Origin of the sequence: Pseudomonas pichavaramensis (assembly GCF_050473265.1) — a bacterium.
Taxonomy (GTDB): domain Bacteria; phylum Pseudomonadota; class Gammaproteobacteria; order Pseudomonadales; family Pseudomonadaceae; genus Aquipseudomonas.
This window is the reverse complement of the sequence record NZ_JBJKFJ010000021.1, coordinates 25,595-48,858: the sequence shown is the minus strand read 5'-3', so window position 1 is coordinate 48,858 and position 23,264 is coordinate 25,595. Positions and strand designations below refer to the sequence as shown.

Annotated in this window: 24 protein-coding genes and 1 tRNA gene; 9 read left to right on the top strand and 16 right to left on the bottom strand. The window is 62.4% G+C overall.

The window, feature by feature from the left end:
- Positions 1 to 37: 37 nt before the first annotated feature.
- Positions 38 to 481, bottom strand: coding sequence for a hypothetical protein (locus ACJRW5_RS23930; RefSeq protein WP_484572980.1), 444 nt, complete (start codon positions 479 to 481; stop codon positions 38 to 40).
- Here ACJRW5_RS23930 and trmL point away from each other — a divergent pair.
- Positions 480 to 944, top strand: coding sequence for a tRNA (uridine(34)/cytosine(34)/5-carboxymethylaminomethyluridine(34)-2'-O)-methyltransferase TrmL (trmL, locus tag ACJRW5_RS23925; protein ID WP_484572979.1), 465 nt, complete (start codon positions 480 to 482; stop codon positions 942 to 944). The genes ACJRW5_RS23930 and trmL overlap by 2 nt on opposite strands.
- Positions 945 to 996: 52 nt before the next feature.
- Here trmL and secB read toward each other — a convergent pair whose 3' ends face one another.
- Genes secB through ACJRW5_RS23910 form a run of 3 tightly spaced genes read right to left on the bottom strand, consistent with a single transcriptional unit; the run spans position 997 to position 2,192 of the window.
- Complete coding sequence (gene secB / locus ACJRW5_RS23920; protein ID WP_484572978.1) at positions 997 to 1,488, bottom strand: protein-export chaperone SecB; 492 nt, start codon at positions 1,486 to 1,488, stop codon at positions 997 to 999.
- Positions 1,489 to 1,516: 28 nt separating this feature from the next.
- Complete coding sequence (grxC, locus tag ACJRW5_RS23915) at positions 1,517 to 1,777, bottom strand: glutaredoxin 3 (protein ID WP_484572977.1); 261 nt, start codon at positions 1,775 to 1,777, stop codon at positions 1,517 to 1,519.
- Between the two features lies 1 nt (position 1,778).
- A complete protein-coding gene (locus tag ACJRW5_RS23910) occupies positions 1,779 to 2,192 on the bottom strand; it encodes a rhodanese-like domain-containing protein (RefSeq protein WP_484572976.1) in 414 nt (137 codons plus the stop codon).
- Positions 2,193 to 2,482: 290 nt separating this feature from the next.
- Between ACJRW5_RS23910 and gpmI the strand changes: the two genes are divergently transcribed.
- From gpmI to ACJRW5_RS23895, 3 genes are all read left to right on the top strand, one after another.
- Positions 2,483 to 4,015, top strand: a complete 1,533-nt coding sequence (gene gpmI, locus ACJRW5_RS23905; RefSeq protein ID WP_484572975.1) for a 2,3-bisphosphoglycerate-independent phosphoglycerate mutase — start codon at positions 2,483 to 2,485, stop codon at positions 4,013 to 4,015.
- A gap of 107 nt (positions 4,016 to 4,122) precedes the next feature.
- Positions 4,123 to 5,352 carry a murein hydrolase activator EnvC family protein gene (locus ACJRW5_RS23900; RefSeq protein WP_484572974.1) on the top strand — a complete coding sequence of 410 codons (1,230 nt, stop codon included), beginning with the start codon at positions 4,123 to 4,125 and terminating at the stop codon, positions 5,350 to 5,352.
- A gap of 28 nt (positions 5,353 to 5,380) precedes the next feature.
- Positions 5,381 to 6,697, top strand: a complete 1,317-nt coding sequence (locus tag ACJRW5_RS23895; RefSeq protein ID WP_484572973.1) for a S41 family peptidase — start codon at positions 5,381 to 5,383, stop codon at positions 6,695 to 6,697.
- A 316-nt stretch (positions 6,698 to 7,013) separates the two neighbouring features.
- Here ACJRW5_RS23895 and ACJRW5_RS23890 read toward each other — a convergent pair whose 3' ends face one another.
- The 9 genes from ACJRW5_RS23890 to ACJRW5_RS23850 form a co-directional block, all read right to left on the bottom strand.
- Positions 7,014 to 7,769 (bottom strand): substrate-binding periplasmic protein, encoded by a 756-nt coding sequence (locus ACJRW5_RS23890; protein ID WP_484572972.1) that lies wholly within the window; start codon positions 7,767 to 7,769, stop codon positions 7,014 to 7,016.
- A 134-nt stretch (positions 7,770 to 7,903) separates the two neighbouring features.
- Entirely contained in the window at positions 7,904 to 8,659 is a 756-nt protein-coding gene (locus tag ACJRW5_RS23885; RefSeq protein WP_484572971.1) for a substrate-binding periplasmic protein, read from the bottom strand.
- An 84-nt stretch (positions 8,660 to 8,743) separates the two neighbouring features.
- On the bottom strand, positions 8,744 to 9,478 hold the full coding sequence (locus tag ACJRW5_RS23880) for a substrate-binding periplasmic protein (protein ID WP_484572970.1): 735 nt from the start codon (positions 9,476 to 9,478) through the stop codon (positions 8,744 to 8,746).
- Positions 9,479 to 9,636: 158 nt separating this feature from the next.
- Positions 9,637 to 10,407 (bottom strand): imidazole glycerol phosphate synthase subunit HisF, encoded by a 771-nt coding sequence (hisF, locus tag ACJRW5_RS23875; protein WP_484572969.1) that lies wholly within the window; start codon positions 10,405 to 10,407, stop codon positions 9,637 to 9,639.
- An 86-nt stretch (positions 10,408 to 10,493) separates the two neighbouring features.
- The gene (gene hisA / locus ACJRW5_RS23870) at positions 10,494 to 11,231 is read right to left on the bottom strand and encodes a 1-(5-phosphoribosyl)-5-[(5-phosphoribosylamino)methylideneamino]imidazole-4-carboxamide isomerase (RefSeq protein ID WP_484572968.1); all 738 of its coding nucleotides are present in this window, start codon (positions 11,229 to 11,231) and stop codon (positions 10,494 to 10,496) included.
- 37 nt (positions 11,232 to 11,268) lie between these two features.
- Complete coding sequence (locus ACJRW5_RS23865; protein WP_037055307.1) at positions 11,269 to 11,523, bottom strand: DUF2164 domain-containing protein; 255 nt, start codon at positions 11,521 to 11,523, stop codon at positions 11,269 to 11,271.
- A complete protein-coding gene (hisH, locus tag ACJRW5_RS23860; RefSeq protein WP_484572967.1) occupies positions 11,523 to 12,161 on the bottom strand; it encodes an imidazole glycerol phosphate synthase subunit HisH in 639 nt (212 codons plus the stop codon). Before hisH ends, ACJRW5_RS23865 begins: the two co-directional genes overlap by 1 nt.
- Positions 12,162 to 12,755, bottom strand: coding sequence for an imidazoleglycerol-phosphate dehydratase HisB (gene hisB / locus ACJRW5_RS23855; protein WP_061240087.1), 594 nt, complete (start codon positions 12,753 to 12,755; stop codon positions 12,162 to 12,164).
- Between the two features lie 153 nt (positions 12,756 to 12,908).
- The gene (locus ACJRW5_RS23850; protein ID WP_484572966.1) at positions 12,909 to 14,567 is read right to left on the bottom strand and encodes an OFA family MFS transporter; all 1,659 of its coding nucleotides are present in this window, start codon (positions 14,565 to 14,567) and stop codon (positions 12,909 to 12,911) included.
- 408 nt (positions 14,568 to 14,975) lie between these two features.
- Here ACJRW5_RS23850 and ACJRW5_RS23845 point away from each other — a divergent pair, with 408 nt between their 5' ends.
- The 5 genes from ACJRW5_RS23845 to ACJRW5_RS23825 all read left to right on the top strand — a co-directional run bounded on the left by ACJRW5_RS23845 (position 14,976) and on the right by ACJRW5_RS23825 (position 20,627).
- Positions 14,976 to 17,201 carry an AsmA family protein gene (locus tag ACJRW5_RS23845; protein ID WP_484572965.1) on the top strand — a complete coding sequence of 742 codons (2,226 nt, stop codon included), beginning with the start codon at positions 14,976 to 14,978 and terminating at the stop codon, positions 17,199 to 17,201.
- Entirely contained in the window at positions 17,198 to 18,265 is a 1,068-nt protein-coding gene (gene mutY / locus ACJRW5_RS23840) for an A/G-specific adenine glycosylase (protein WP_484572964.1), read from the top strand. The genes ACJRW5_RS23845 and mutY overlap by 4 nt, the downstream gene beginning before the upstream one ends.
- Positions 18,262 to 18,534, top strand: coding sequence for an oxidative damage protection protein (locus ACJRW5_RS23835; protein WP_484572963.1), 273 nt, complete (start codon positions 18,262 to 18,264; stop codon positions 18,532 to 18,534). Before mutY ends, ACJRW5_RS23835 begins: the two co-directional genes overlap by 4 nt.
- A gap of 187 nt (positions 18,535 to 18,721) precedes the next feature.
- Positions 18,722 to 18,797, top strand: a tRNA-Phe gene (locus ACJRW5_RS23830).
- A gap of 96 nt (positions 18,798 to 18,893) precedes the next feature.
- Positions 18,894 to 20,627, top strand: a complete 1,734-nt coding sequence (locus ACJRW5_RS23825) for a DUF6538 domain-containing protein (protein ID WP_484572962.1) — start codon at positions 18,894 to 18,896, stop codon at positions 20,625 to 20,627.
- Between the two features lie 134 nt (positions 20,628 to 20,761).
- Here ACJRW5_RS23825 and ACJRW5_RS23820 read toward each other — a convergent pair whose 3' ends face one another.
- From ACJRW5_RS23820 to ACJRW5_RS23810, 3 genes are all read right to left on the bottom strand, one after another.
- Positions 20,762 to 21,757: a ParB/RepB/Spo0J family partition protein gene (locus tag ACJRW5_RS23820; protein WP_484572961.1), complete on the bottom strand. Its 996-nt coding sequence runs from the start codon at positions 21,755 to 21,757 to the stop codon at positions 20,762 to 20,764.
- Between the two features lie 7 nt (positions 21,758 to 21,764).
- Positions 21,765 to 22,010, bottom strand: a complete 246-nt coding sequence (locus ACJRW5_RS23815) for a hypothetical protein (RefSeq protein ID WP_483856420.1) — start codon at positions 22,008 to 22,010, stop codon at positions 21,765 to 21,767.
- A gap of 237 nt (positions 22,011 to 22,247) precedes the next feature.
- The gene (locus ACJRW5_RS23810; protein ID WP_484572960.1) at positions 22,248 to 22,826 is read right to left on the bottom strand and encodes a recombinase family protein; all 579 of its coding nucleotides are present in this window, start codon (positions 22,824 to 22,826) and stop codon (positions 22,248 to 22,250) included.
- Positions 22,827 to 23,264: the final 438 nt, after the last annotated feature.

The window sequence follows — 23,264 nt, the reverse complement described above, 5'->3', positions numbered from 1 at the left end:
GGGGACCTTGGTACAGGCAGGCCGGGGAATCCCTTCTTTATTCCGAGCGCAGTGCCAGCTGCACGCGCCAACGTCCATCCTCTTGCGCCCCGCGCCACTCCCCGTCCAGCGGACGGGGTGAAACCAGCACCAGCAACAAATCCCGCCCGTCACGCTCGACACGCCAGTTCACCAAGCCCAACGGCAGGCTCAACTGTCCATCACGCTCACGTCCGTAAGCATCCTCGAAGCGATATCTCAGCGCGCCGTCAGCATGTTCGGCCAGCGCTTGCGGCTCGCGGTTGAACCAAAGCTGCAGCCCCTGCTCCCAGGGCTCGGCACTCTCGATACGCAAACGGGGCGGGTCGAATACCCGACCGATCATAGTGCCGACGAGAAAGGCGATCAGCATCACCGAGAGCATGAAACGCCAGCGCAAACGCGGCCGTGGGTCCTCTGGCGGCGTAGAATGGCGTTCATCCCAGTGCTCGGAGTGCTGCATGTTTCACGTCATCCTCTTTCAACCGGAAATTCCGCCCAATACCGGCAACATTATCAGGCTGTGTGCCAACAGCGGCTGTCAGTTGCACCTGATCGAACCATTGGGTTTCGAGCTGGATGACAAACGCCTGCGCCGTGCCGGCCTGGATTATCACGAATACGCCACGCTCAAGCGCCATCCCGATCTGCAGAGTTGCCTCGACAGCATCGGCCAGCCGCGTGTGTTCGCCTTCACCACCAAGGGCTCGCAGCCTTTCCACGAGATCGCCTACCAGCCTGGCGACGCCTTCCTGTTCGGCCCGGAAAGCCGTGGCCTGCCGGAGGAAGTTCGTAACGCGCTGCCCGTGGAGCGACGCGTGCGCCTGCCCATGCGCGCCGGCTGTCGCAGCCTGAACCTGTCCAACACCGTAGCGGTGACCGTCTACGAAGCCTGGCGCCAGAACGGCTTCGCCGACAGCGAATGAGCCAAAAACAAAAAGCGCCCCGCAGGGCGCTTTTTCATTGAACCAGCTCGCCTCAGTGGGCGGTGGTTTCGGCCTGACCGTCCTGCTGCATGCGCTGCAGCTCCTGGGCGTACAGGGCGTCGAAGTTGACCGGAGAAAGCATCAGCGCCGGGAACGAACCACGGGTCACCAGGCTGTCCAGCGCTTCACGCGCGTACGGGAACAGGATGTTCGGGCAAAAAGCGCCGAGGGTGTGGCTCATGGACGCAGCGTCCAGGCCTTTGATCAGGAAGATACCGGCCTGCTGCACTTCAGCGATGAAGGCCACTTCCTCACCGTTCTTGACGGTCACCGACAGGGTCAGCACCACTTCGTGGAAGTCGCCTTCCAGGGCCTTCTGACGGGTGTTCAGGTCCAGGCCGACGCTCGGCGTCCACTCCTGACGGAAGATTTCCGGGCTCTTCGGCGCTTCGAAGGACAGATCCTTGACGTAGATACGCTGCAGAGAGAATTGCGGGTTTTGCGAGTCGGCAGCGGCGGCGCCGCTGTTGGCTTGCTCGGTCATGGCGTTTGCCTTCCTTAACGTTGCGGTTTCAAGCGGGGCTCTGCAGCAGGGCGTCGAGCTTGCCGGCGCGCTCCAGGGCGTAGAGATCGTCACAGCCACCGACGTGGGTGCTGCCGATCCAGATTTGCGGCACCGAGGTGCGTCCGGCCTTGCGGGCCATTTCCGCGCGTACGGATGGTTGCCCGTCGACACGAATCTCTTCGAAATCCACCCCTTTGCTGACCAGTAGTTGCTTGGCCCGGATGCAGTAGGGGCACCAGTCGCTGGAGTAGATAACGACCTTGCTCATATCACTTCACCAGCGGCAGGTTGTCGGCGCGCCAGGTGGCAATGCCACCGGAGAGCTTGGCGGCCGTGTAACCGGCTTTCTGCAGTTCGCGGGCGATGGTGCCAGCGTGCTGGCCAGCGGCGTCGACCACGACGATGGTCTTGGCCTTGTGTTTTTCCAGCTCGGCGATACGCGCGTTCACCTTGTCGTACGGGATGTGCAGCGCGTCGACGATATGCCCGGCGGAGAAGTCCTTCTGCGCACGCACGTCGAGCACCACGCCCTTGTCGGAGTTGACCAGAGCAGTCAGCTCGCGGCTCGACAGGCTCTGACCGCCCTTGCGCATCTCGGTGACGATGAGCAGCACCAGCAGAACGGCGAACAATCCACTCAATACATAGTGGTTAATGATGAATTCAATCAGGTTGGCGAACATCTATAGGGCCCAGGACGGTAAAATGCCGGCCAGTATACACAGGCCCACAGGTCGGCCAAACCCCGTCCGGCAGTGACGCGCCAGGCACTTGGCCGTAGAATGCCCGGCCCTGGAGCTTGTTCAAATGCTGGCGAGCTAGAGCCATGCAAGGCCAAAAAAGGCGAGGAAGCGGAGCGTACTTTTGTACATGAGCATTCCGAGCCTGTTTTTAACGCAGCAGGGCCGACGCGCAGCAGCATTTGAACAAGCTCCCAGTTTCCCGCCCATCGACCCAGAGCGAGCCAGCCTCAATGAGCGCCACGCCCAAACCCTTGGTTCTGATCATCCTCGACGGCTTCGGTCACAGCGACAACCCCGAGTACAACGCCATCCACGCCGCCAACACGCCGGTCTACGATCGCCTGCGCGCCACCTTCCCGCATGGCCTGATCTCCGGCAGCGGCATGGACGTCGGCCTGCCGGATGGGCAGATGGGCAACTCCGAGGTCGGCCACATGAACCTCGGTGCCGGGCGCGTGGTGTACCAGGACTTCACCCGCGTGACCAAGGCCATTCGTGACGGCGAGTTCTTCGACAACGCCACGATCAATGCAGCCGTAGACAAGGCCGTGGCAGCCGGCAAGGCCGTGCACATCCTCGGCCTGCTCTCCGATGGTGGCGTGCACAGCCATCAGGATCACATCGTTGCGATGGCCGAACTGGCCGCCAAGCGTGGCGCCGAGAAGATCTACCTGCACGCCTTCCTCGACGGCCGCGACACCCCGCCGAAAAGCGCGCAGCCGTCCATCGAACTGCTCGACGCGGCCTTCGTCCGCCTGGGCAAGGGCCGCATCGCCAGCCTCACCGGCCGCTACTTCGCCATGGACCGCGACAATCGCTGGGACCGCGTCGAACAGGCCTACAACCTGATCGTCGACGGCGCCGGCCAGTTCAATGCAGCTTCCGCGGTAGAAGGCTTGCAGGCCGCCTACGAACGTGGCGAGAGCGATGAATTCGTCAAGGCCACCACCATCGGCGCACCGGTGCAGGTGGAAGACGGCGACGCCGTGGTGTTCATGAACTTCCGCGCCGATCGTGCCCGTGAACTGACCCGCGCCTTCGTCGAACCGGACTTCAAGGAATTCGCGCGCAAGCGCGCGCCGCAGGTTGGCTTCGTCATGCTCACCCAGTACGCCGCGAGCATCCCGGCACCGAGCGCCTTCGCCCCGGAAGCGCTGACCAACGTGCTCGGCGAATACCTGGCGAAAAACGGCAAGACCCAACTGCGCATCGCCGAAACAGAGAAGTACGCCCACGTCACCTTCTTCTTCTCCGGCGGCCGCGAAGAACCGTTCGAGGGCGAAGAACGCATCCTCATTCCATCGCCGGATGTCGCCACCTACGACCTCAAGCCGGAGATGAGCGCCCCTGAAGTCACCGACAAGATCGTCGATGCCATCGAGAACCAGCGTTATGACGTGATCATCGTCAACTACGCCAACGGCGACATGGTCGGCCACACCGGCGTATTCGAGGCGGCGGTCAAGGCCGTGGAAACCCTCGACGCCTGCGTCGGGCGCATCACCGAGGCGCTGGAGAAGGTCGGCGGCGAAGCACTGATCACGGCCGACCACGGCAATGTCGAGCAGATGGAAGACGAATGCACCGGCCAGGCGCACACCGCGCACACCTGCGAGCCGGTGCCGTTCATCTACGTCGGCAAGCGCCCGGCCCGCGTGCGTGACGGCGGCGTTCTGGCCGACGTGGCGCCCACCCTGCTGGCGCTGATGGGCCTCGAGCAGCCGGCAGAAATGACCGGCAAGACCATCGTCGAGCTCAACTAATCGACAGAAAACAAGAAACGCCCCGCGCCATAAGGCCCGGGGCGTTTTTTTTGCCCGGCCGCGCGGGCATACTAGGCCTTAATTCACCTTCCGGTGCCGCCTCGCCCATGCTCCGCATTCTCGCCCTGATCCTGCTCAGCAGCCTGATCGCTCCCGCCTTTGCCGATCAGCGCGCCGATACCCAGCGCCAGCTGGAAGCCGCGCGCCAGGATGTCGCCGAGCTGAAGAAGCTGCTGGAGAAACTGCAGCAGGAGAAATCCGGCGTGCAGCAGCAACTGAAGAAGACCGAGACGGAAATGGGCGAGCTGGAGAGCCAGGTCAATGACCTTCAGCACGAGCTCAAGGACAGCGAGCAGGAAATCCAGCGCCTGGATCAGGAGAAAAAAAAACTCCAGAGCGCGCGCACTGAACAGCAACGACTGATCGCCATCCAGGCCCGCGCCGCCTACCAGAGCGGCCGCCAGGAGTACGTCAAGCTGCTGCTCAACCAGCAGAACCCGGAAAAGTTTTCGCGCACCCTGACCTATTACGACTACCTCAGCCACGCCCGCCTCGAACAGCTATCGGCGTTCAACGAGACCCTGCGCCAGCTGGCCAATGTCGAACAGGAAATCGCCAGCCATCAGGCTCAATTGCAAGCACAGAAAGCCGGCCTGGACGAGCGCCACGCCAAGCTCGCCGATGTGCGCAAGCAACGCCAGCAGGCGCTGGCCAAACTCAATCGTGACGTCGCCAACCGCGATCAGCGCCTCAAGGCGCGCCAGCAGGAACAGGCAGAACTCGGGCACGTGCTCAAGACCATCGAAGAAACCCTGGCGCGCCAGGCTCGCGAGGCGCAAGAGGCGCGCAAACGGGCCCTGGCCGCTCAACAGGCTCGCCCGGGCGCCACGCCAAGCGGCCCAGTGGTGACATCCGGCGCCACTTACGGTGGCCCCTTTTCCAGTGCCCGCGGCAAACTGCCATGGCCCGTCGATGGCCGATTGGTAGCACGCTACGGAACCCCACGCGGCGGCGACGCTCGTACTAAGTGGGACGGCGTACTGATCGGCGCGCCAGCTGGCAGCCAGGTACGCGCCGTGCACGGTGGTCGCGTGGTATTCGCCGACTGGTTGCGTGGCGCTGGCCTGTTGGTCATTCTCGATCACGGCAATGGTTATCTGAGCCTGTATGGCCATAATCAGAGCCTGCTCAGAAATGCAGGGGACGTGGTCAAGGCCGGCGACCCCATTGCCACCGTTGGCAAGAGCGGTGGTCAGGAAACATCGGCGCTGTACTTCGCCATTCGCCAGAACGGTCGCCCGAGTGATCCGGCACAGTGGTGCCGCGCGCAGGGATAAGCGCTTCATCCATTTAGGAGTTGTCTTAATGTCTCATCGCTTTCGCCCCACCTGCCTGGCCCTGGCCCTTGGGCTGCTGCTCGGCGCTCCCGCCCTGCACGCTGCTGAGCCTGCCCCCGCGCCGGCAGCGGCGACGAGCAGCAAGGCGCCGCTGCCCCTGGATGAGCTGCGCACCTTCGCCGAGGTGATGGACCGCATCAAGGCCGCCTACGTCGAGCCGGTCAGCGACAAGACACTGCTGGAGAACGCCATCAAGGGCATGCTCAGCAACCTCGACCCGCACTCGGCCTACCTCGAACCGGAGGCATTCGCAGAGCTGCAGGAAAGCACCAGCGGCGAATTCGGCGGCCTGGGCATCGAGGTCGGCATGGAGGATGGATTCGTCAAAGTGGTCTCGCCCATCGACGACACCCCTGCATCCAAGGCCGGCATCGAAGCCGGTGACCTGATCGTCAAGATCGACGGCCAGCCGACCAAGGGCCTGTCGATGATGGAAGCGGTGGACAAGATGCGCGGCAAGGCCGGCAGCAAGATCGAGCTGACCCTGGTGCGTGACGGCGGCCGCCCATTCGAACTGACCCTGACCCGCGCCGTGATCAAGGTGCGCAGCGTGAAGAGTCAGATGCTCGAGGATGGCTACGGCTACCTGCGTATCTCGCAGTTCCAGGTCAACACTGGCGAGGAAGTCGGCAAGGCACTGACCAAACTGCGCCAGGACAACGGCAACAAGAAGCTACGCGGCCTGGTCATGGACCTGCGCAACAACCCTGGTGGCGTGTTGCAGTCTGCCGTAGAAGTGGCCGACCACTTCCTCAAGAGCGGGCTGATCGTTTACACCGAGGGCCGCCTGGCCAACTCCGAGCTGCGCTTCAATGCCGACCCGGCCGATGCCAGCGAAGGCGTGCCGCTGGTGGTGCTGATCAACGGTGGCAGCGCTTCGGCATCGGAAATCGTCGCAGGCGCCCTGCAGGACCACAAGCGCGCCGTGCTGATGGGCACCGACAGCTTTGGCAAGGGTTCGGTGCAGACCGTGCTGCCGTTGAACAACGATCGCGCACTGAAGCTGACCACCGCGCTGTACTTCACCCCGAACGGCCGCTCGATCCAGGCGCAAGGCATCGTCCCCGACATCGAAGTGGCGCGCGCCAAGGTCACGCGTGAGCAGGATAACGAAGGCATCAAGGAAGCCGACCTGCAGGGTCACCTGGGCAACGGCAACGGCGGGGCAGACCGCCCGAGCCGCGGCATGCAGCCAGCACGTAGCGACCGTCCGCAGGACGAGGACTACCAATTGAGCCAGGCCCTGAACCTGCTCAAGGGGCTGAGCGTCACACGCGGCAACTGAGGCGAGCTGGCCATACGAAAAAGCCCGGACAATTATCCGTAATGCTGTTCATTTATGGTTACAGACGTTGGCTCCCCTCTCCCATTTATGGGAGAGGGGCTGGGGGAGAGGGCTGAAAGTGCCGCAAAACTGCCAGTTTCCCCTCTCCCTAACCCTCTCCCCAAAGGGGCGAGGGGACTAATCGCGTCCGACCAATTTTTATGTGAACAGCATTAGGACAATTATCCGGGCTTTTTCTTGTCAACGTGCTTTGCGGCGACCTTCACACCTTGCAGGTGCGCATGGCGCACCCTGGGGTTTTGGCAGTGGAGAAGGGTTACAGATAGTTCTCGGTAATGTCGTCGATGAAGCCTTCATTGCGCAGTTCATCCAGCGCTTTTTGCAGGCGCTGCACGACTTCGTCCGGCGTGTCCTTGTTCAGCGCCAGATACAGCTCGGCATCGTTGAAGCGCAGCACGGTATTGAGGCCGCTGACATCTTCCTGCTTGGCCAGGTAGCGGCCCACCGGATCGGTGGTGGCCCACAGGTCGATCTGCCCGCGCACCAGCTTCTTCACATTCTCCTGGTCACGCAGCGCGTTGATCGGCTCCAACCCCTGACTCTCCAGATGCTGGCTGACCGCATCGTTCTTGTAGGCGCCGATGCGGTACTTGGCAGCGTCCTGCAGGCTCGACACCTTGATGTCGTTACCCGGGGCGGCCAGTAACACCCAACCTGTCTTGGCGATGGGCCCGACCCACTTGAACAGTGGCTGACGCTCAGGGGTGTACGTGGTGGAGAACAGCGCGTAATTGGGCTTGTCCAGCGTCAGACGGTAGAGGCGGTCCCAGGGAAAGCGCAGGGTCAGGGTGTAGTCGATGCCGGCACGCTTGAACATTTCGCGCACGATATCGGCGCTGATGCCGTCGATACTGTCGTCGCGTGCGAAATTCTTGTCGTCCACCGCCATGTTGAAGGGCGGGAAGTTCTCGGTCAGCAGCACCACCTTGTAGTCCTGCGGCAGATCCGCATGAGCGGAGCCACAGGCAAGGAACAAGGCGACAAACAGGCTTTTCTTCAGAGTTTTCAGCATAAGACGCACCGCTCGCAGATTGGTTATGGCTAGCGGCATCCTTGCATGAGGTCAGAGCCCGGTCAGTCATTGGCACTCAGCGGCTCAGCCATCCATGGCAAGCGTCCGGCTCGTGGCCGGACGCGTATTCGGTGTTACAGGTAGCTATTGAGAATATCGTCGACGAACCCTTCACTGCGCATTTGCTCCAGCGCAGCCTGCAACTTGGCGACGACTTCGTCTGGGGTTTCCTTGTTCAGCGCCAGATACAGCTCGGCACTGTCGAAACGCAGTACGGTTCTGAGCCCGGAAATACCTTCCTGCTTTGCCAGATAGCGCCCTGCCGGGTCACCGGTGGCCCACAGGTCGATCTGCCCGGCATCCAGCTTGCGGGCGTTCTCCTGGTCGCGTAACGAGGTGCTGTGCTCGACGCCCTTTTCGGTCAGGTATTCGGAAATGGCATCGCCCTTGTAGGCGCCGATACGATATCGGCGGGCTTCATCCAGATTGGTCAGATTGATCGGGCTGTCGTTCTTGGCCAGCATCACCCAGTCATCCGGGCCAATCGGCCCAACCCATTTGAACAACGATTCGCGCTCGGGCAAACGTGCGGTAACGAATACACCGTAGCCCGGCTTTTCCAGCGCCAGGTTGTAGATACGGTCCCAGGGGAAGCGCAGGGTCAGGTTGTACTTGATCGCGGCACGCTTGAACATTTCCTTGACGATATCCACGGCAATGCCGTCGATATTGTCTTCCTGGGCGAAGTTCTTGCCGTTGATCGCCATGTTGTAGGGCGGGAAGTTCTCGGTCAGCAGCACCACGGTGTAATCCGGGTCCACTTCGGCGCGCGCAGCGCCAGCCAGCACCACAAGAGTGCCACCCAGCGCGATCAGCAGGCGTTTGAGCATGACGTTTCTCTTTCTATTACAAGGCAGACGCCATCAGCATAACCGCCATGCCCTCCCCGGCCCAGCGATTACTGGCACACTGCCTCAATAGCGGGCTTCGATGCTCGTCAAAGCACCTTCTGCCCGCAGTGAGTCCAGTGCCTGCTGCAACTTCTGCACCAGCTCATCCGGCGTCTGCAGATTCAGGGCGAGGTAGAGCTCGGCCGAGTGCAGGTGCTGCACGACCTTGAGCCCCTCCAGCCCCTCCTGACGTGCAACGAAACGTCCGGCCTGGTTGGACGTGACCCACAGATCGATCTGCCCGCGCTCCAGCTTGCGTACGTTTTCGTTATCACGCAGTGCGGTCTGCACTTCCAGCCCCCGGTCCAGCAGGAACTGGGTCTTGGCGTCGCCCTTGTAGCCACCGATGCGATAGCGCCGCGCGCCCTCCAAAGAGGACAACTGGATGGTGCTGTCAGGCTTGGCGAACAACACCCACTCATTCTTGGCAATCGGCCCTACCCATTTGAACAACTTCTCGCGCTCAGGCGTCCGCGCCGTGGAAAACAGCCCGTAGCCGGCATCATCCAGAGTCTGCTGGTACACGCGCTGCCAGGGGAAACGCAGAATCTGTTGACACTGCACTTCGGCACGCTGGCAAACGGCACGCAGAATATCGGAGCTGATGCCCGTTACATTCCCGTCACGCGCAAAGTTGTTGCCGCTGACCGACATGTTGAATGGCGGCAGGTTTTCCGTAAGCAATACCAGCGGCTCTGCCCGCGCCAAACTGCAGCCACACACCAGGGCGAGGACGGTCACACAGCGAAGAAGGAACATGAAGACTCCGTGCCGAAAATGCTCGGCAAAAGACAGCCCTCCACCAGAAGCAGAGGGCCGAAGGATTCAGAAATGATGGGGAATGCTAGCGGGATCGCTGGCACTTTGCCGTCGACTTGCCCGCAGCTTTGCGCTACGGACCAGTCGCTCTGGCACAATCAGCGCACGACGATGCCGCGGCTGGCCAGATAGGCCTTGGCTTCCGGCACGGTGTATTCGCCGAAATGGAAGATGCTCGCCGCCAGCACGGCATCGGCCTTGCCTTCAATGATGCCGTCTGCCAGGTGCTGCAGGTTGCCGACGCCGCCTGACGCGATCACCGGCACACGCACCGCTTCGCTGATGGCGCGGGTCACGCCCAGGTCGTAACCGCTCTTGACGCCGTCCTGATCCATGCTGGTAAGCAGGATCTCACCGGCACCAAGGCCTTCCATCTTGCGCGCCCACTCCACGGCATCGAGACCGGTCGGCTTGCGCCCGCCGTGGGTGAAGATTTCCCAGCGGCCCGGCTCGCCCGGCGCCGATACGCGCTTGGCGTCGATGGCAACGACGATGCACTGCGAGCCGAAGCGCGCGGCTGCCTCGCCGACGAACTCGGGGTTGAATACAGCCGCGGTATTGATCGACACCTTGTCGGCGCCGGCATTGAGCAGGTTGCGAATGTCCTGCACGGTACGCACGCCACCGCCCACGGTCAGCGGGATGAACACCTGGCTGGCCATGCGCTCGACCGTGTGCAGCGTGGTATCGCGGTTATCGACGCTGGCGGTGATGTCGAGGAAGGTGATCTCGTCTGCGCCCTGCTCGTCATAGCGGCGCGCGATCTCCACCGGGTCGCCGGCATCGCGGATGTTCTCGAACTTGACGCCCTTGACCACGCGGCCATTGTCCACGTCGAGGCAAGGGATGATGCGTTTGGCCAGTGCCATGTCGACTTCTCTCGTAGGGTGCGCCGTGCGCACCGGTAAACCGTCAGCGGTGTGCGCAGCCTAGATGGCCCCACACACCCTACCCATTAACCTTTGAAGTTGTCGCAGAAGGCCTGCGCTTCGGCGACGTCCAGGGTGCCTTCATAGATGGCGCGGCCGGTGATGGCGCCGATGATGCCGGGCGAACGCGCCAGCAGCAGCTTCTCGACGTCACCCAGGTTATGGATGCCGCCCGAGGCAATCACCGGGATCTTGCTGGCAGCGGCCAGGGCAGCAGTGGCTTCGACGTTGCAGCCCTGCATCATGCCGTCTTTGGCGATGTCGGTATAAACGATGGCGGAAACGCCGTCAGCCTCGAAACGCTTGGCCAGATCGGTGGCCTGCACGCTGGAAACCTCGGCCCAGCCGTCGGTGGCGACGAAGCCATCCTTGGCATCCAGGCCAACGATGACCTTGCCCGGAAAGGCCTTGCACGCTTCGCTGACGAACTCCGGCTCTTTCACCGCCTTGGTGCCAATGATCACGTAGCTGACGCCGGCGCGCACGTAGTGCTCGATGGTTTCCAGGGTACGGATGCCGCCACCGATCTGGATCGGCAGGTTGGGGTAACGCTTGGCGATGGCGGTGACCACTTCGCCGTTGACCGGCTGACCTTCGAAGGCGCCGTTGAGGTCGACCAGGTGCAGACGACGGCAGCCGCCCTCGACCCACTTGGCCGCCATGCTCACCGGGTCATCGGAAAACACCGTGGAGTCTTCCATACGGCCCTGGCGCAGACGCACGCAGGCGCCGTCCTTGAGATCGATAGCGGGGATAATCAGCATCGGTTGAACCTGTTCAAGTTTGAGTTCGGTAAGGCGCTCAGTTCTTTTCGAGCGCCCAGAGGTCGCTCTCGATGCTCTCGAACCTGTCTTTCAGGTGCGCCTGCACATCGAGAATCGCCTTGTTGTAGTAGTGCGGTGCCAGCTCGCGGGTGATCAGATCCAGCACTTCCTGAACCTCGAAGGTCCCCAGCTGCAGCTCGAAACGCTCATCGAGAAAGCGCTGCAACAGCAGCAGCGCGGCCTGCTCCTGGGCAGGCTCCAGCGCCAGACTGGGCACCTTGGCGCGCGCCATTACCAGCGGCCGTCCCAGGCGATGAAGTTCTGCAGCAGTTGCAGGCCGTGGGTGTGGCTTTTCTCCGGATGGAACTGCACGGCGAAGCGCGAACCTTCGGCCAGCGCGGCAGCGAAGACCTTGCCGTAGTGACCGCGACCGACCACCTGCTGCGGCTTGCCGGCCTCGATGTAGTAGCTGTGCACGAAGTAGAAACGCGCCTGGTCAGGAATGTCATGCCACAGCGGGTGCTTCACAGCCTGGCTGACCTCGTTCCAGCCCATGTGCGGCACCTTGAGGCGCTCGCCATCCTCACTCAGGTCCTTGCCGAAGAAGCGAACCTGGCCCGGGAACAGGCCGATGCAGTTGACACCGTCGTTTTCTTCGCTGCGTTCGAGCAGCGCCTGCATACCGACGCAGATACCGAGGAACGGGCGGTCGGCGCTGACTTCACGCACCAGCTCGTCGAAGCCCAGACGCTTGATCTCGCCCATGCAGTCGCGAATCGCGCCTACACCGGGGAACACCACACGGTCTGCCTCGCGGATCACCTTGGCATCCGAGGTCACCAGCACGCGGCCGGCCCCTACGTGCTCCAGCGCCTTGGCGACGGAGTGCAGGTTGCCCATGCCATAGTCGATTACGGCTACCGTCTGCATTTACAGGCAACCCTTGGTCGACGGCATCTGACCGGCCATACGCGGGTCCAGCTCAACGGCCATGCGCAGCGCGCGGCCGAAGGCCTTGAACACGGTTTCGATCTGGTGGTGGGTGTTGTGTCCACGCAGGTTGTCGATGTGCAGCGACACCAGCGCATGGTTGACGAAACCCTGGAAGAATTCCTGGAACAGGTCGACGTCGAAGTTGCCAACCACCGCGCGGGTGAACGGCACATGCATCTGCAGGCCGGGACGACCGGAGAAGTCGATCACCACGCGCGACAGCGCCTCGTCCAGCGGCACATAAGAATGGCCGTAGCGGGTCATGCCCTTCTTGTCGCCAATGGCCTTGGTGAAGGCCTGGCCCAGGGTGATGCCGACGTCCTCGACAGTGTGGTGATCGTCGATATGCAGGTCGCCCTTGCATTCGATATCGAGGTCGATCAGGCCGTGACGGGCGATCTGGTCGAGCATGTGCTCGAGAAAGGGCACACCGATATCGAAGCGCGCCTTACCGGTGCCATCCAAGTTGATCGAGACCTTGATCTGGGTCTCCAGAGTGTTGCGCTCGACGAATGCCGTACGTTCGGCCATCACCAGCTCCACGAATTACCAACGGAAAAAGGCCGGTATTATAGGCGCGCCGGGGCCGCCAGGGCTACCGGCGATGGTCGGTTGAACGCAGCGCAACAACGAAAAAGCCCGCGCAGACAAGATGCCTGCACGGGCTTTGGCGGGAGGACCGGATTACTGGAACAGTACGACGGTCTTCTGCAGGGTGATCCACACACCCCAGGCCAGCGGAATACCCACAACCAGCCAGGCGAATACAGCGATTGGCTTGCTCGAAGGATCAGCCGACCACTCCAGCTCGCTCGCCGCCGGCACCGACTTCTCGCCATGGGCGCGCTCGGCGGCCAGTTCAGCTTCGTTCATGAAGTATTTAGGCGCCACCGGACGCACCAGGGCGTTGCAGATGAAGCCCAGCACCAGCAGACCGGAGAGGATGTAGAGGGTGATGTCGTAGGCCGCAGCCTTCTCCACACCGATGCTCAACTGGTACTCGCGCAGGTAGTTGACCAGTACCGGGCCGAGCACACCGGCGACAGCCCAGGCAGTCAGCAGACGACCGTGAATGGCGCCGACGTTCTGCGTACCGAACAGGTCAGCCAGGTAGGCCGGCACGGTAGCGAAGCCGCCGCCGTACATCGACAGAATCACACAGAAAGCCAGCACGAACAGCGCCAGGCTTCCCAGGTGACCGAGCATCGGCACCGAAGCGTAGAGCGCCAGACCCAGACCGAAGAACACGAAGTAGGTGCCCTTGCGACCGATGAAGTCCGAGCAGGAGGCCCAGAAGAAGCGACCGCCGATGTTGAACAGACTGAGCAGACCGGTGAAACCGGCAGCGATGGCGGCGATTTCGGCCAGCTGCGAAGCACTGAGCTCGTTGAAGGCCAGATCGACACCGATCAGCTTACCGGCGAAGACTTCCTGCAACAGCGGCGAAGCCATGCCGATGATGCCGATACCGGCGGAGACATTGAGGCACAGAACGGCCCAGACCAGCCAGAACTGCGGGGTCTTCCACGCGGTATTCACGTGTACGTGGCCCTTGGTGATCATCGCGTTGTTGGCTTTGGCTGCCGGAGCGGTCCAGCCAGCCGGCTTCCAGCCGGTCGGCGGCACGCGGTAAGCCAGGGCACCGCCCATCATGAAGACGAAGTAGATCGCCGCCATGACCACGAAGCTCTGCCAGACACCGACACTTTCCGGGGTGGCGAAATGGTTCATCAGCATGGCTGCCAGCGGCGCACCGACCATCGCACCACCGCCGAAGCCCATGATCGCCATGCCGGTGGCCATGCCACGCTTGTCCGGGAACCACTTGATCAGGGTCGACACCGGGGAGATGTAGCCCAGGCCCAGACCGATACCACCGATAACCCCTGAACCCAGCCACAACAGCCAGATCTGGTGGGTATAGATACCCAGCGCGGAAATCAGCAGACCGCCGCACCAGCACAGCGCCGAAACGACACCGGCCTTACGCGGGCCAGCGTGTTCCAGCCAGCCACCCCAGATGGCAGCCGAGCAACCGAGGAAGACGAAGAACAGAGTGTAGACCCAACCGAGCATGGAGATCTGCCAGTCGCAGTTGCTGGCGAATACCTGCTCGAAGAAGCCCATCTCCGGCGCACAAGCGGTGGCGGCGGTAATGCCCACAGCCTTGGACAGCGGGAGCCAGAATACGGAGAAACCGTAGGCCATCCCGATGCAGAGGTGGATGGCAAGGGCAGCAGGCGGAACCAGCCAGCGGTTGAAGCCGGATTTCGCGATGATGCGTTCCTTGGACAGAAATGCAGGCTTTGCCGCAACACCGTCCAATGCAAAGGCGTCAGTCATAGGGAATTTCTCTTTTTATGTTGGCAAGCAAACCAAGGCGGGCGCGACAACGCACCGCAGCCAAAGTTTGCAGAGAGTAGCATTCGGGCGCGACAAATCGCCGCGCACAAGACTGTTTTTTAGCGTTTCCAGCACTTTTTATGAAATTTCAGCAAAAAGCCGAAAGACCTTATCTATCGCACGATAGACCGCATCGATGCACATCCAGATTTCCCTGGCGAACAGCGCGCCCAATCAGAGGACGCGCCAACTGCGATTATGGGGAACCGCCCATGAGGTTTTCGATCCAACGCCCTGCCAAGTACCGCGACCTGGCCCTCTGCGAATGCCTCGCGGCTGCACACGAGGCTATAATCGGCGACCGCCTGCTTCCCGCCATTCCAGCCATCGAAACCAAGGACCCCGCTCATGAAAGCGCTAGGCAAGATCCTGGGCCTTTTCTTTCTCGGCTTGCTGCTGATCATAGTGGCGCTGCTGTTTGCCCTGACCCACTTGTTCGACCCCAACGACTACAAGGACGAGATTCGCCAGATCGCCCACGACAAGGCCAACCTCGACCTCCAACTCAAAGGCGACATTGGCTGGAGCCTGTTCCCCTGGCTCGGCCTGGAACTGACCGATGCCACCCTGGCCAGCGCCGACACGCCGGACAAACCCTTCGCTGACCTGCGCCTGATCGGGCTGTCCGTGCGTGTGATGCCGCTACTGCGCAAAGAAGTGCAGATGAGCGACATCCGCGTCGACGGCCTCAACCTCAACCTGCAGCGCGACGACAAGGGACATGGCAACTGGGAAGGCGTCGGCCGCCCCGCCGAGACCAACGTTGCGCAGCAAACGCCAGAAGAACGAGCCTCAGGTGACGCTGCACCAGCAGAGCAGCCGAGCGAAAAGCCTGCCGGCCAGCCACTGAAGCTGGACATCGATAGCCTGACCCTGAGCAACTCGCGCATCGACTACAGCGACGCGCAGAAAGGCCAGCAATTCACCCTGGAGAACATTGAACTGAAGACCGGCGCCATCCGCGAAGGCTCGAGCATTCCAGTGCAGTTCAGCGCCTTCTTCGGCACCAATCAGCCGGTACTGCGCGCCCGTAGCGAAGTCGAGGGCCAACTGCGCTTCGACCGCGCGCTCAAGCGCTACCAGTTCGAAGACCTGAAGCTGGCCGGCGAAGCCTCTGGCGAGCCGCTCAATGGCAAGACGCTGAACTTCTCCGCCCAGGGTCAGCTGCTGGTCGACCTCGCGGCCAACATCGCCGAATGGAACAGCCTGAAGCTTTCCGCCAACCAGCTGCGCGCCCTCGGCGAACTCAAGGCGCGCGATCTGGACAAGGACGCCAAGCTGTCCGGTGGCCTGTCCATAGCACCGCTCAACCTGCGGGAATTCCTCGAAGGCTCAGGCGTCGAGCTGCCCAAGACACGCGACGCAGAGAGTCTCAAGCAGTTCGAGCTGGTCAGCCGCCTGAATGGCTCGCCGACCTCGATGATGCTCGAAGACCTTACCCTCAAACTCGACGGCAGCACCTTTACCGGCAGCCTGGGCGTGGCCGACTTCGCCCGCCAGGCGCTACGCGCTGACCTCAAGGGCGACAAGCTGAACCTGGACGCCTACCTGCCACCGGAGACCAAGGACAGCGCCTCCGCTGCACGCCAGGCCGAGGTCAAAGACAGCATCTCCAGCGCCGGCAAGGATGGCAGCACACCACTGCCCAACGCACCGACCCAGCAAGCCTGGAGCGATGACAAGGTTCTCCCGGTCGACCAATTGCGCAAGCTCGATCTGCAACTGGCGCTGAGCCTGGATCAACTGACTTTCGACAAGCAGCCGTTCACCGATGTGACCCTCAAGGCCAACGGACGCGGCGGGCTGATCACCCTGCAAGAAGTACGCGGCAAGCTGCAGGGCGGCAGTTTCAGCGGTAATGGCCGCATCGACGTGCGCCAGGCCGAACCGATGCTCAGTGTGGAGAAGCGCCTTAGCAGGATGCCCGTCGAGCCCTTCCTGAAAAAGGACGATCAGGCCTCCCCTGTCCGCGGCTTGCTGGATCTCGACGCCAAGTTCAACACCCGCGGTAACAGCCAGAAAGCCTGGGTAGAAGCGCTCAACGGCACCGCCAGCTTCGTGCTCAACGACGGCGTGCTGGTCGACGCCAACCTCGAGCAGCAACTGTGCCGTGGCATCGCCACCCTCAACCGCAAGTCCATTAGCAATCCGCCGAGCGGCAAGGACACGCCATTCCGCGAACTCAAAGGCAGCCTGAGCGTGCGCGATGGTGTCGCCCACAACCCGGACATGAGAGCGCAGATTCCAGGCCTGGCGGTAAGCGGTAACGGCGATCTTGACCTGCGCGTACTCGGCCTCGACTACAAGGTCGGCATCACCATCGAAGGTGACCAGCGCGAGATGCCCGACCCGGCCTGCCAAGTCAACGAGCGCTATGTTGGCATCGAGTGGCCGCTGCGCTGCCGTGGCCCGCTGGAGCTCGGCGCCAAGGCTTGCCGTCTGGACCAGGATGGCCTCGGCAAGATCGCCGCACGCCTGGCTGGCAACAAGCTGACCGAAAAGCTCGAAGAGAAACTCGGTGACAAGGTCAGCCCGGAGCTGAAAGACGCACTCAAGGGCCTGTTCAACCGATGAGCCCAGAGCAGTTCAACGGCGCCGTGCTGGCCTGGTACGACCAGCACGGACGCAAGGATCTGCCCTGGCAGCAGAACATCACGCCCTACCGCGTCTGGGTCTCGGAAATCATGCTGCAGCAGACCCAGGTCAGCACCGTGCTCGGCTATTTCGACCGTTTTATGGCCGCGCTCCCCACCGTGGGCGACCTGGCCGAAGCCCCCGAGGATGAAGTGCTGCACCTGTGGACGGGACTGGGTTACTACACCCGCGCACGCAACCTGCAGAAGACCGCACAGATCATCATGCGCGAGCATGGCGGCGAGTTCCCGCGCAGCGTCGAGGCGCTTAGCGAGCTGCCCGGCATCGGCCGCTCCACCGCCGGCGCCATCGCCAGCCTGAGCATGGACGTGCGTGCGCCGATCCTCGACGGTAACGTCAAACGCGTGCTGGCGCGCTACGTGGCGCAGGAGGGTTATCCGGGCGAACCGAAAGTGGCGAAAGAACTGTGGGACGTGGCCGAGCGCTTCACCCCACACGAGCGGGTCAACCACTACACCCAGGCGATGATGGATCTCGGCGCTACCCTCTGCACCCGCAGCAAGCCGACCTGCCTGTTGTGCCCGGTACGTAGTGGCTGCCAGGCGCATCTGCTCGGCTTGGAGATTCGCTACCCGGTGCCCAAGCCGCGCAAGACCCTGCCGCAAAAGCGCACCCTGATGCCGCTGCTGGTCAACACAGCCGGCGACATCCTGCTCTATCGCAGGCCGTCGACGGGGCTGTGGGGTGGACTGTGGAGCCTGCCGGAACTGGACGGCCTCGAGCAGCTCGGTGACCTCGGCATGCAGCAACAGCTTGAGCTCGGCAAGTGCCGCGAACTAGAAGGCCTGACCCACACCTTCAGCCACTTCCAGCTGGCGATCGAGCCCTGGCTGGTGCAGGTGACCGAGCGGCCGAGCCGCGTGGCCGAGGACGACTGGCTCTGGTATAACCTCGCCACCCCGCCGCGCCTCGGGCTCGCCGCCCCGGTTAAAAAATTGCTGAAACGCGCGGCGCAAGCCATTACCGCTGGAGAACCGACATGACTCGCACCGTACAGTGCCGCAAATACAAACAGGAACTGCCCGGCCTGGACCGCGCGCCCTACCCTGGCGCCAAAGGCGAGGACATCTTCAACAACGTCTCCAAACAAGCTTGGGACGAGTGGCAGAAGCACCAGACCATGCTGATCAACGAGCGTCGCCTGAACATGATGAATGCCGAGGACCGCAAGTTCCTCCAGGCCGAGATGGACAAGTTCCTCTCCGGCGAGGAATACGCCCAGGCCGAAGGCTACGTACCACCGAGCGAGTGACGACACCCGTGGGAGGGGCTTTAGCCGCGATAAGGACGGGTATGCCCGCGCACCAGCCGCAGGCTCTCGATAGCGGTGCGCACGGCGCACCCTACCCCTCATGAACCTAAGCGCCCGAAATAATTAAATATTTTTCAAACCTGCGCTTGACACTGATCCTTCAAATCCGTCTAATAGCGCCCCGTTGGCCCAGGTAGCTCAGTTGGTAGAGCAGGGGATTGAAAATCCCCGTGTCGGCGGTTCGATTCCGTCCCTGGGCACCAAGACACGTAAGCCCCTGATTCCGTAAGGTTTCAGGGGTTTTGTCTTTCTGGAGGAGCTGTAGCCCGCCCCACTTGAGTACACACGGCGGGTACACGATGGCGTTTATGGCCCAACCCTGGAAAGACCCAAGAAGCGGCATTTACTACATTCGCCGCCGCGTCCCAAAGGATGCGAAGCCCCACCTAGCCCACTTCGGCGAGTTCTACAAACGTAGCCTAGAGACGACCTGCCCCCAGGACGCCAAAGTCCGCTTCGCCGCCGAGTGGGTGAAGTCGCAGGAGCTGTTCGACCTCGCTCGCCTTCAGTCCAGCGGCACCTATCAGCCCACAGCCCGCGACGCTGTTCAACTTGCCGCCCGCTGGGCGAAGCGCGAGCTGGAGGAAATGGATCAGTCCGGCGACTTCGCCCGTTGGCTGGTTGATCTTGGCGACGGCCCAACGACCCTCGGTTACCTCTATGGCGACGGCGCGGCCAGGGACTTGATTGCGTCGGATGACGCCGGGCGAGCATGGACTGCAAACGTGACCCCTCACATCCATGACGAACTAAGCCGCAACGGTCTTTTGCCCCCTCGGGAGGACAGCGACTTCTACCGCCACCTCCTAGTCGCATTCGTGGCACGGATGCAGGAGCTGTCAGGTATCGCCTACAAGCGCTCCTGCGACGACCACGCCACAGACCTGCACCTCCCCAAGGAGGCACCGCTTAGCGTTGATCTAGCACGCCGCCCAGCCCCGGAAAACCTACTTTCTAAGGTATTCGCCGATTGGTGCAAATGGACACGCGATGCAGACGGTGAAGGTCGCGATGTACTGAAGCGTATCTCGGAGTATGGGCCCACCATCCAGCGGTTTATCGAACTGCAGGGCGACCTCCCTGTAACAAGTATCCGGCGTGTCACGATTCAGGAGTTCCAAAGCCAGCTCCGCCGGATGCCCAGTAAGGGAGCCGGGATACGGTCACTCACCGCCAAGGAACAGATCGCCAAGGCCGATGCCGATGGCCTTCCACGGCTCAGCACAGCCAGGGTAAAGAACCGGCTGATGCACCTGTCCTCCGTCCTTTCCTATGCCGCCCGCATGGAGCTGATGACCGAGAACCCCGTTACCGCCAGCGGCATCACCAAGCAATTGGCCAAAGCGGCGAACAAAGCCGGGCGCAGGTCGAAACGCCTACATTACGAACAAGGGGAGCTGATCCAGATATTCTCCAGCCCGATCTACACCAGCGGCTGGCGCTCCCCCCGCGCAGCCTTCGGGGACGCATGGTTCTGGATACCCCTCCTACTCTGCTACACAGGGGCTCGTCGGGAAGAAATCGCACAGCTTCAGGTAGGCGAGGTTCGCGAAAGCGTCGAGGGCGTATGGCATTTGAGCCTGCTGGCTACACCGGATGATGATGGCGAGGACTTAGACCGCACGGTCAAGACCCTTGGTAGTCACCGCGTCGTGGCGCTCCACCCGGACATGATAGAGCTGGGCCTCCTGGATTACGTCCGTTCACTCCCTGCGAAAGGTCCGTTGTTTCCAGGCCTCACGGCCAACCCCGGTGGCTGGTTCGGCCACAACTTCGGGAAGCGCTGGTCGGACTATCTGAAGAAAGTCGCTGGCCTGAATACGCCGGTGGCCCCCTCGCATGGCTTCCGCCACGCCTTCAAGACCATGTGTAGGGAAGCGGGTGTCCCCGAGGAGATTCACGACGCCATCACGGGGCACGACGACGGACGGGTTAGCCGCAAGTATGGCGACCGTCAGCTACTTTCCGTGCAGGCCGAACAGCTAAAGCGGCTCCCAAGCATCGCCCGCATGGCCGGACTGCTGCCCACCTGAAAGCGCCAGGGGGACGGACACGCGAACGTCCATCAGCCCCCTTGGGCGCGTGATAGGTTTGAAGGGGCAGCTCCAGGAACGACGGGGCCTGCAGCCATTCGAGGGCTCTGAGGGCCCCTCATGTGGGGCTCCCGTTAGAAGTCGCCAGGCGCCCTGGAGGTGCCTTCCGCGTGCATGCGGGCAAGCTCCACGCCCAACTGGCTGTGGTCAACGTCGCTATCCACGGCTTCGTCGTCGTCCGTCGTCACTGGTTGATGAACCTTCGGCTTGTACTTCGTACGCAGGAACGCAATGCCGTCGGGACGGTCAGCCTCGCGGCCCAGTTCGACAAGGCCTGCCAGTATGCTCTTGTCGTCGTGGCGCCCGTCCTCACCGAACAACGCCTGGATGGCGGCCATCTTCACGCCATGCTTCAGGGCTGCCGGGCTGGTTCGTTTCCCGCCGTCCTGGCGCTGCTTCTGGAACATCCTCCAGGAGATGATGGAAAGGCGTCGCCACGTCGTCTTCCGCTGCCAGTAGGCCTGGAGTTGCTGTTCCGCCTTGTCCCTTGGCGCGTCACGGTCGATCTTGCCGACGTTGATGCCCTCCTGGCGGACTGCGTCGCGGAAGCGCTTGACGGTGTTCTCGGAGACGCCCAGCAGGACGGAAGCTTCCTTGACCGGCATCTTGCGGTAGGTGTCGCGCTCCTGGTTGAAGGCGCCCCAGGCGTTCTCGACTCGCTCCAGTGGTGATAGAGCCTGGACGATCTGCTGGTTGGCCAGCCGGGAGGCATCGAGAGCGTCCGCGAAGCCGAGCCCAGGCAGGACTTCGACCAACGCCTCCGCTACTCCCGCTTTCCTTAGCGCTTCCAGACGGTGGTGTCCGTCCACCAGCCAGAAATGGGCGGGGACGTGGTGCGGCCTGTCGGCCCCTGGAGCAAGCTCGTAGACACCACCTTCCTCAGCCGGCACGACCTGCAGGGGGACTTGCTGGCCGTCGGCCTTGATGCTGCGTCGGAGCTGATTGACGTGGTCCTTGTAGCGCTTGGCATCGCTGTGCTCCTTGTACTTCTGCATACCGACATTGCGGTTCTGCAACTGCGGGTCGGTCTGGATTGTGTCCAGGGGAATAGATTGAAGTCGTCCCGTCATAGCTACCTCACCGCGTCCGAACGATAGGGCCCAGGGCGAGCCAGCGCGGCTCCTCCCGGTCGCTACGAGCCAAGTCCAGGAGGTCGTCATCCTCCCAGGAAAAGCCCGCTGTAAGGGCCAGCTCCATGGCTTCAGCCAGGCGTGTGTCGCGGCACTTCTTCTTGCCCAAGGCGCAGGCCAGGGTGGTCAGGCGGTCGATGTGGTCAGGGCGCAGGTGCAGGTTCAACCGCACCAGCTTGGTGGTGGTGTTCATTGGATCGAAGTCCTTGGTGATAGAGCGAACGCCAGCGCCCCGCCTGGAGGGCTCCGGGTAGGGTGTCGTGGTCATCGCTGGATGGATTGAGTCGGGCTTGAGGCGCACCCCGCTGGAGCAGGTTGCGTCGTATTCGCCTAGGGGTGGCCGCAATTTTCCCTGGCAAAGAAGTGCCAGGGCTCGTCGGTTTGTCCTATGGGGGGCCCAAATAGCCCAAGGAGACGCTTGGAGGGGCGCTTACACCACGACCGGGTGCGCCTTGCAGGCCCGCTTCACGGTGGCTGTGGATACCTTCCAGTGGTCGGCGGTGCCCTGGATGCTGGCGCCGTTCTCCTTCCGCCAGGCGGCGATTGCTGCGTCGTCATGCTGCTTGGGTTTGCCCAGCTTGCGACCGTCCTGCCTGGCCTTCTCAATGCCGGCCATCTGCCTGGCCTTGATGTTCTCCCGCTCCAGCTCGGCGACGCCCGCCAGGAGGGTGAGCATGAGCTTGCCGGTGGGCGTGGATAGGTCAAACCCCTCACGCAGGGACACGACGGTGACTCCCTTCTTCGCCAGCGCCTCGACTGTCTCCAGGACGTCGATGGTGTTCCGGCCCAGGCGGTCGATGGCCGCGACGATAACGGTGTCGCCCTTCCTGGCAAAGGTGAACAGCGCCTTGAAGCCCTCGCGCTCCAGGGCCTTGGTGGTGCCGCTGGTGGCTTCGTCGGTGAACCATCCATCTTCGCTGACGTTGTGGCGCTGGCCGATGGCATGGCGCTGGGCCTCGACTGACTGGCCGTCGCTACTGACTCGGGTATAGGCAAGGATGGCGGTCAAGGTGTCACGCTCCGGTGGCTCATAAAGTAGGCTCACAACCTACCGCGTAGCTCAATTAAAAGCAACACATTTGAGCCACCCTGAAGACCTCATTCTTCCGTGCCTCCGCGAGGCCGCCCAGCCTGGCTCATAAGGTGTAGTTAGTGAGCCAGGTATTGAGGTGCCGGCGCTGGTGCTGTCTCCCTTGCCGGAGTGGCGTGTGTCGGTGTCGCCCTCCTTGAGCGGAGGCCCGTCCGTGGCATGTGCCATGCGTGTCATCGAGGAGGAGTGTCGCTGGCCGCCATCCTTGGGGCTGACAGTCGCTGCTGGCCTGGAGGGTCGCCGCAACCTGCATACCCTCGATAAGGGGGGATGCTCCGCTGATTCAAAGGCCAGGGCCGGGGGTACGGGGGGCAGCGGCCACGACCTTCATTACTAAAGGCCGCTCAGATTTTTCGC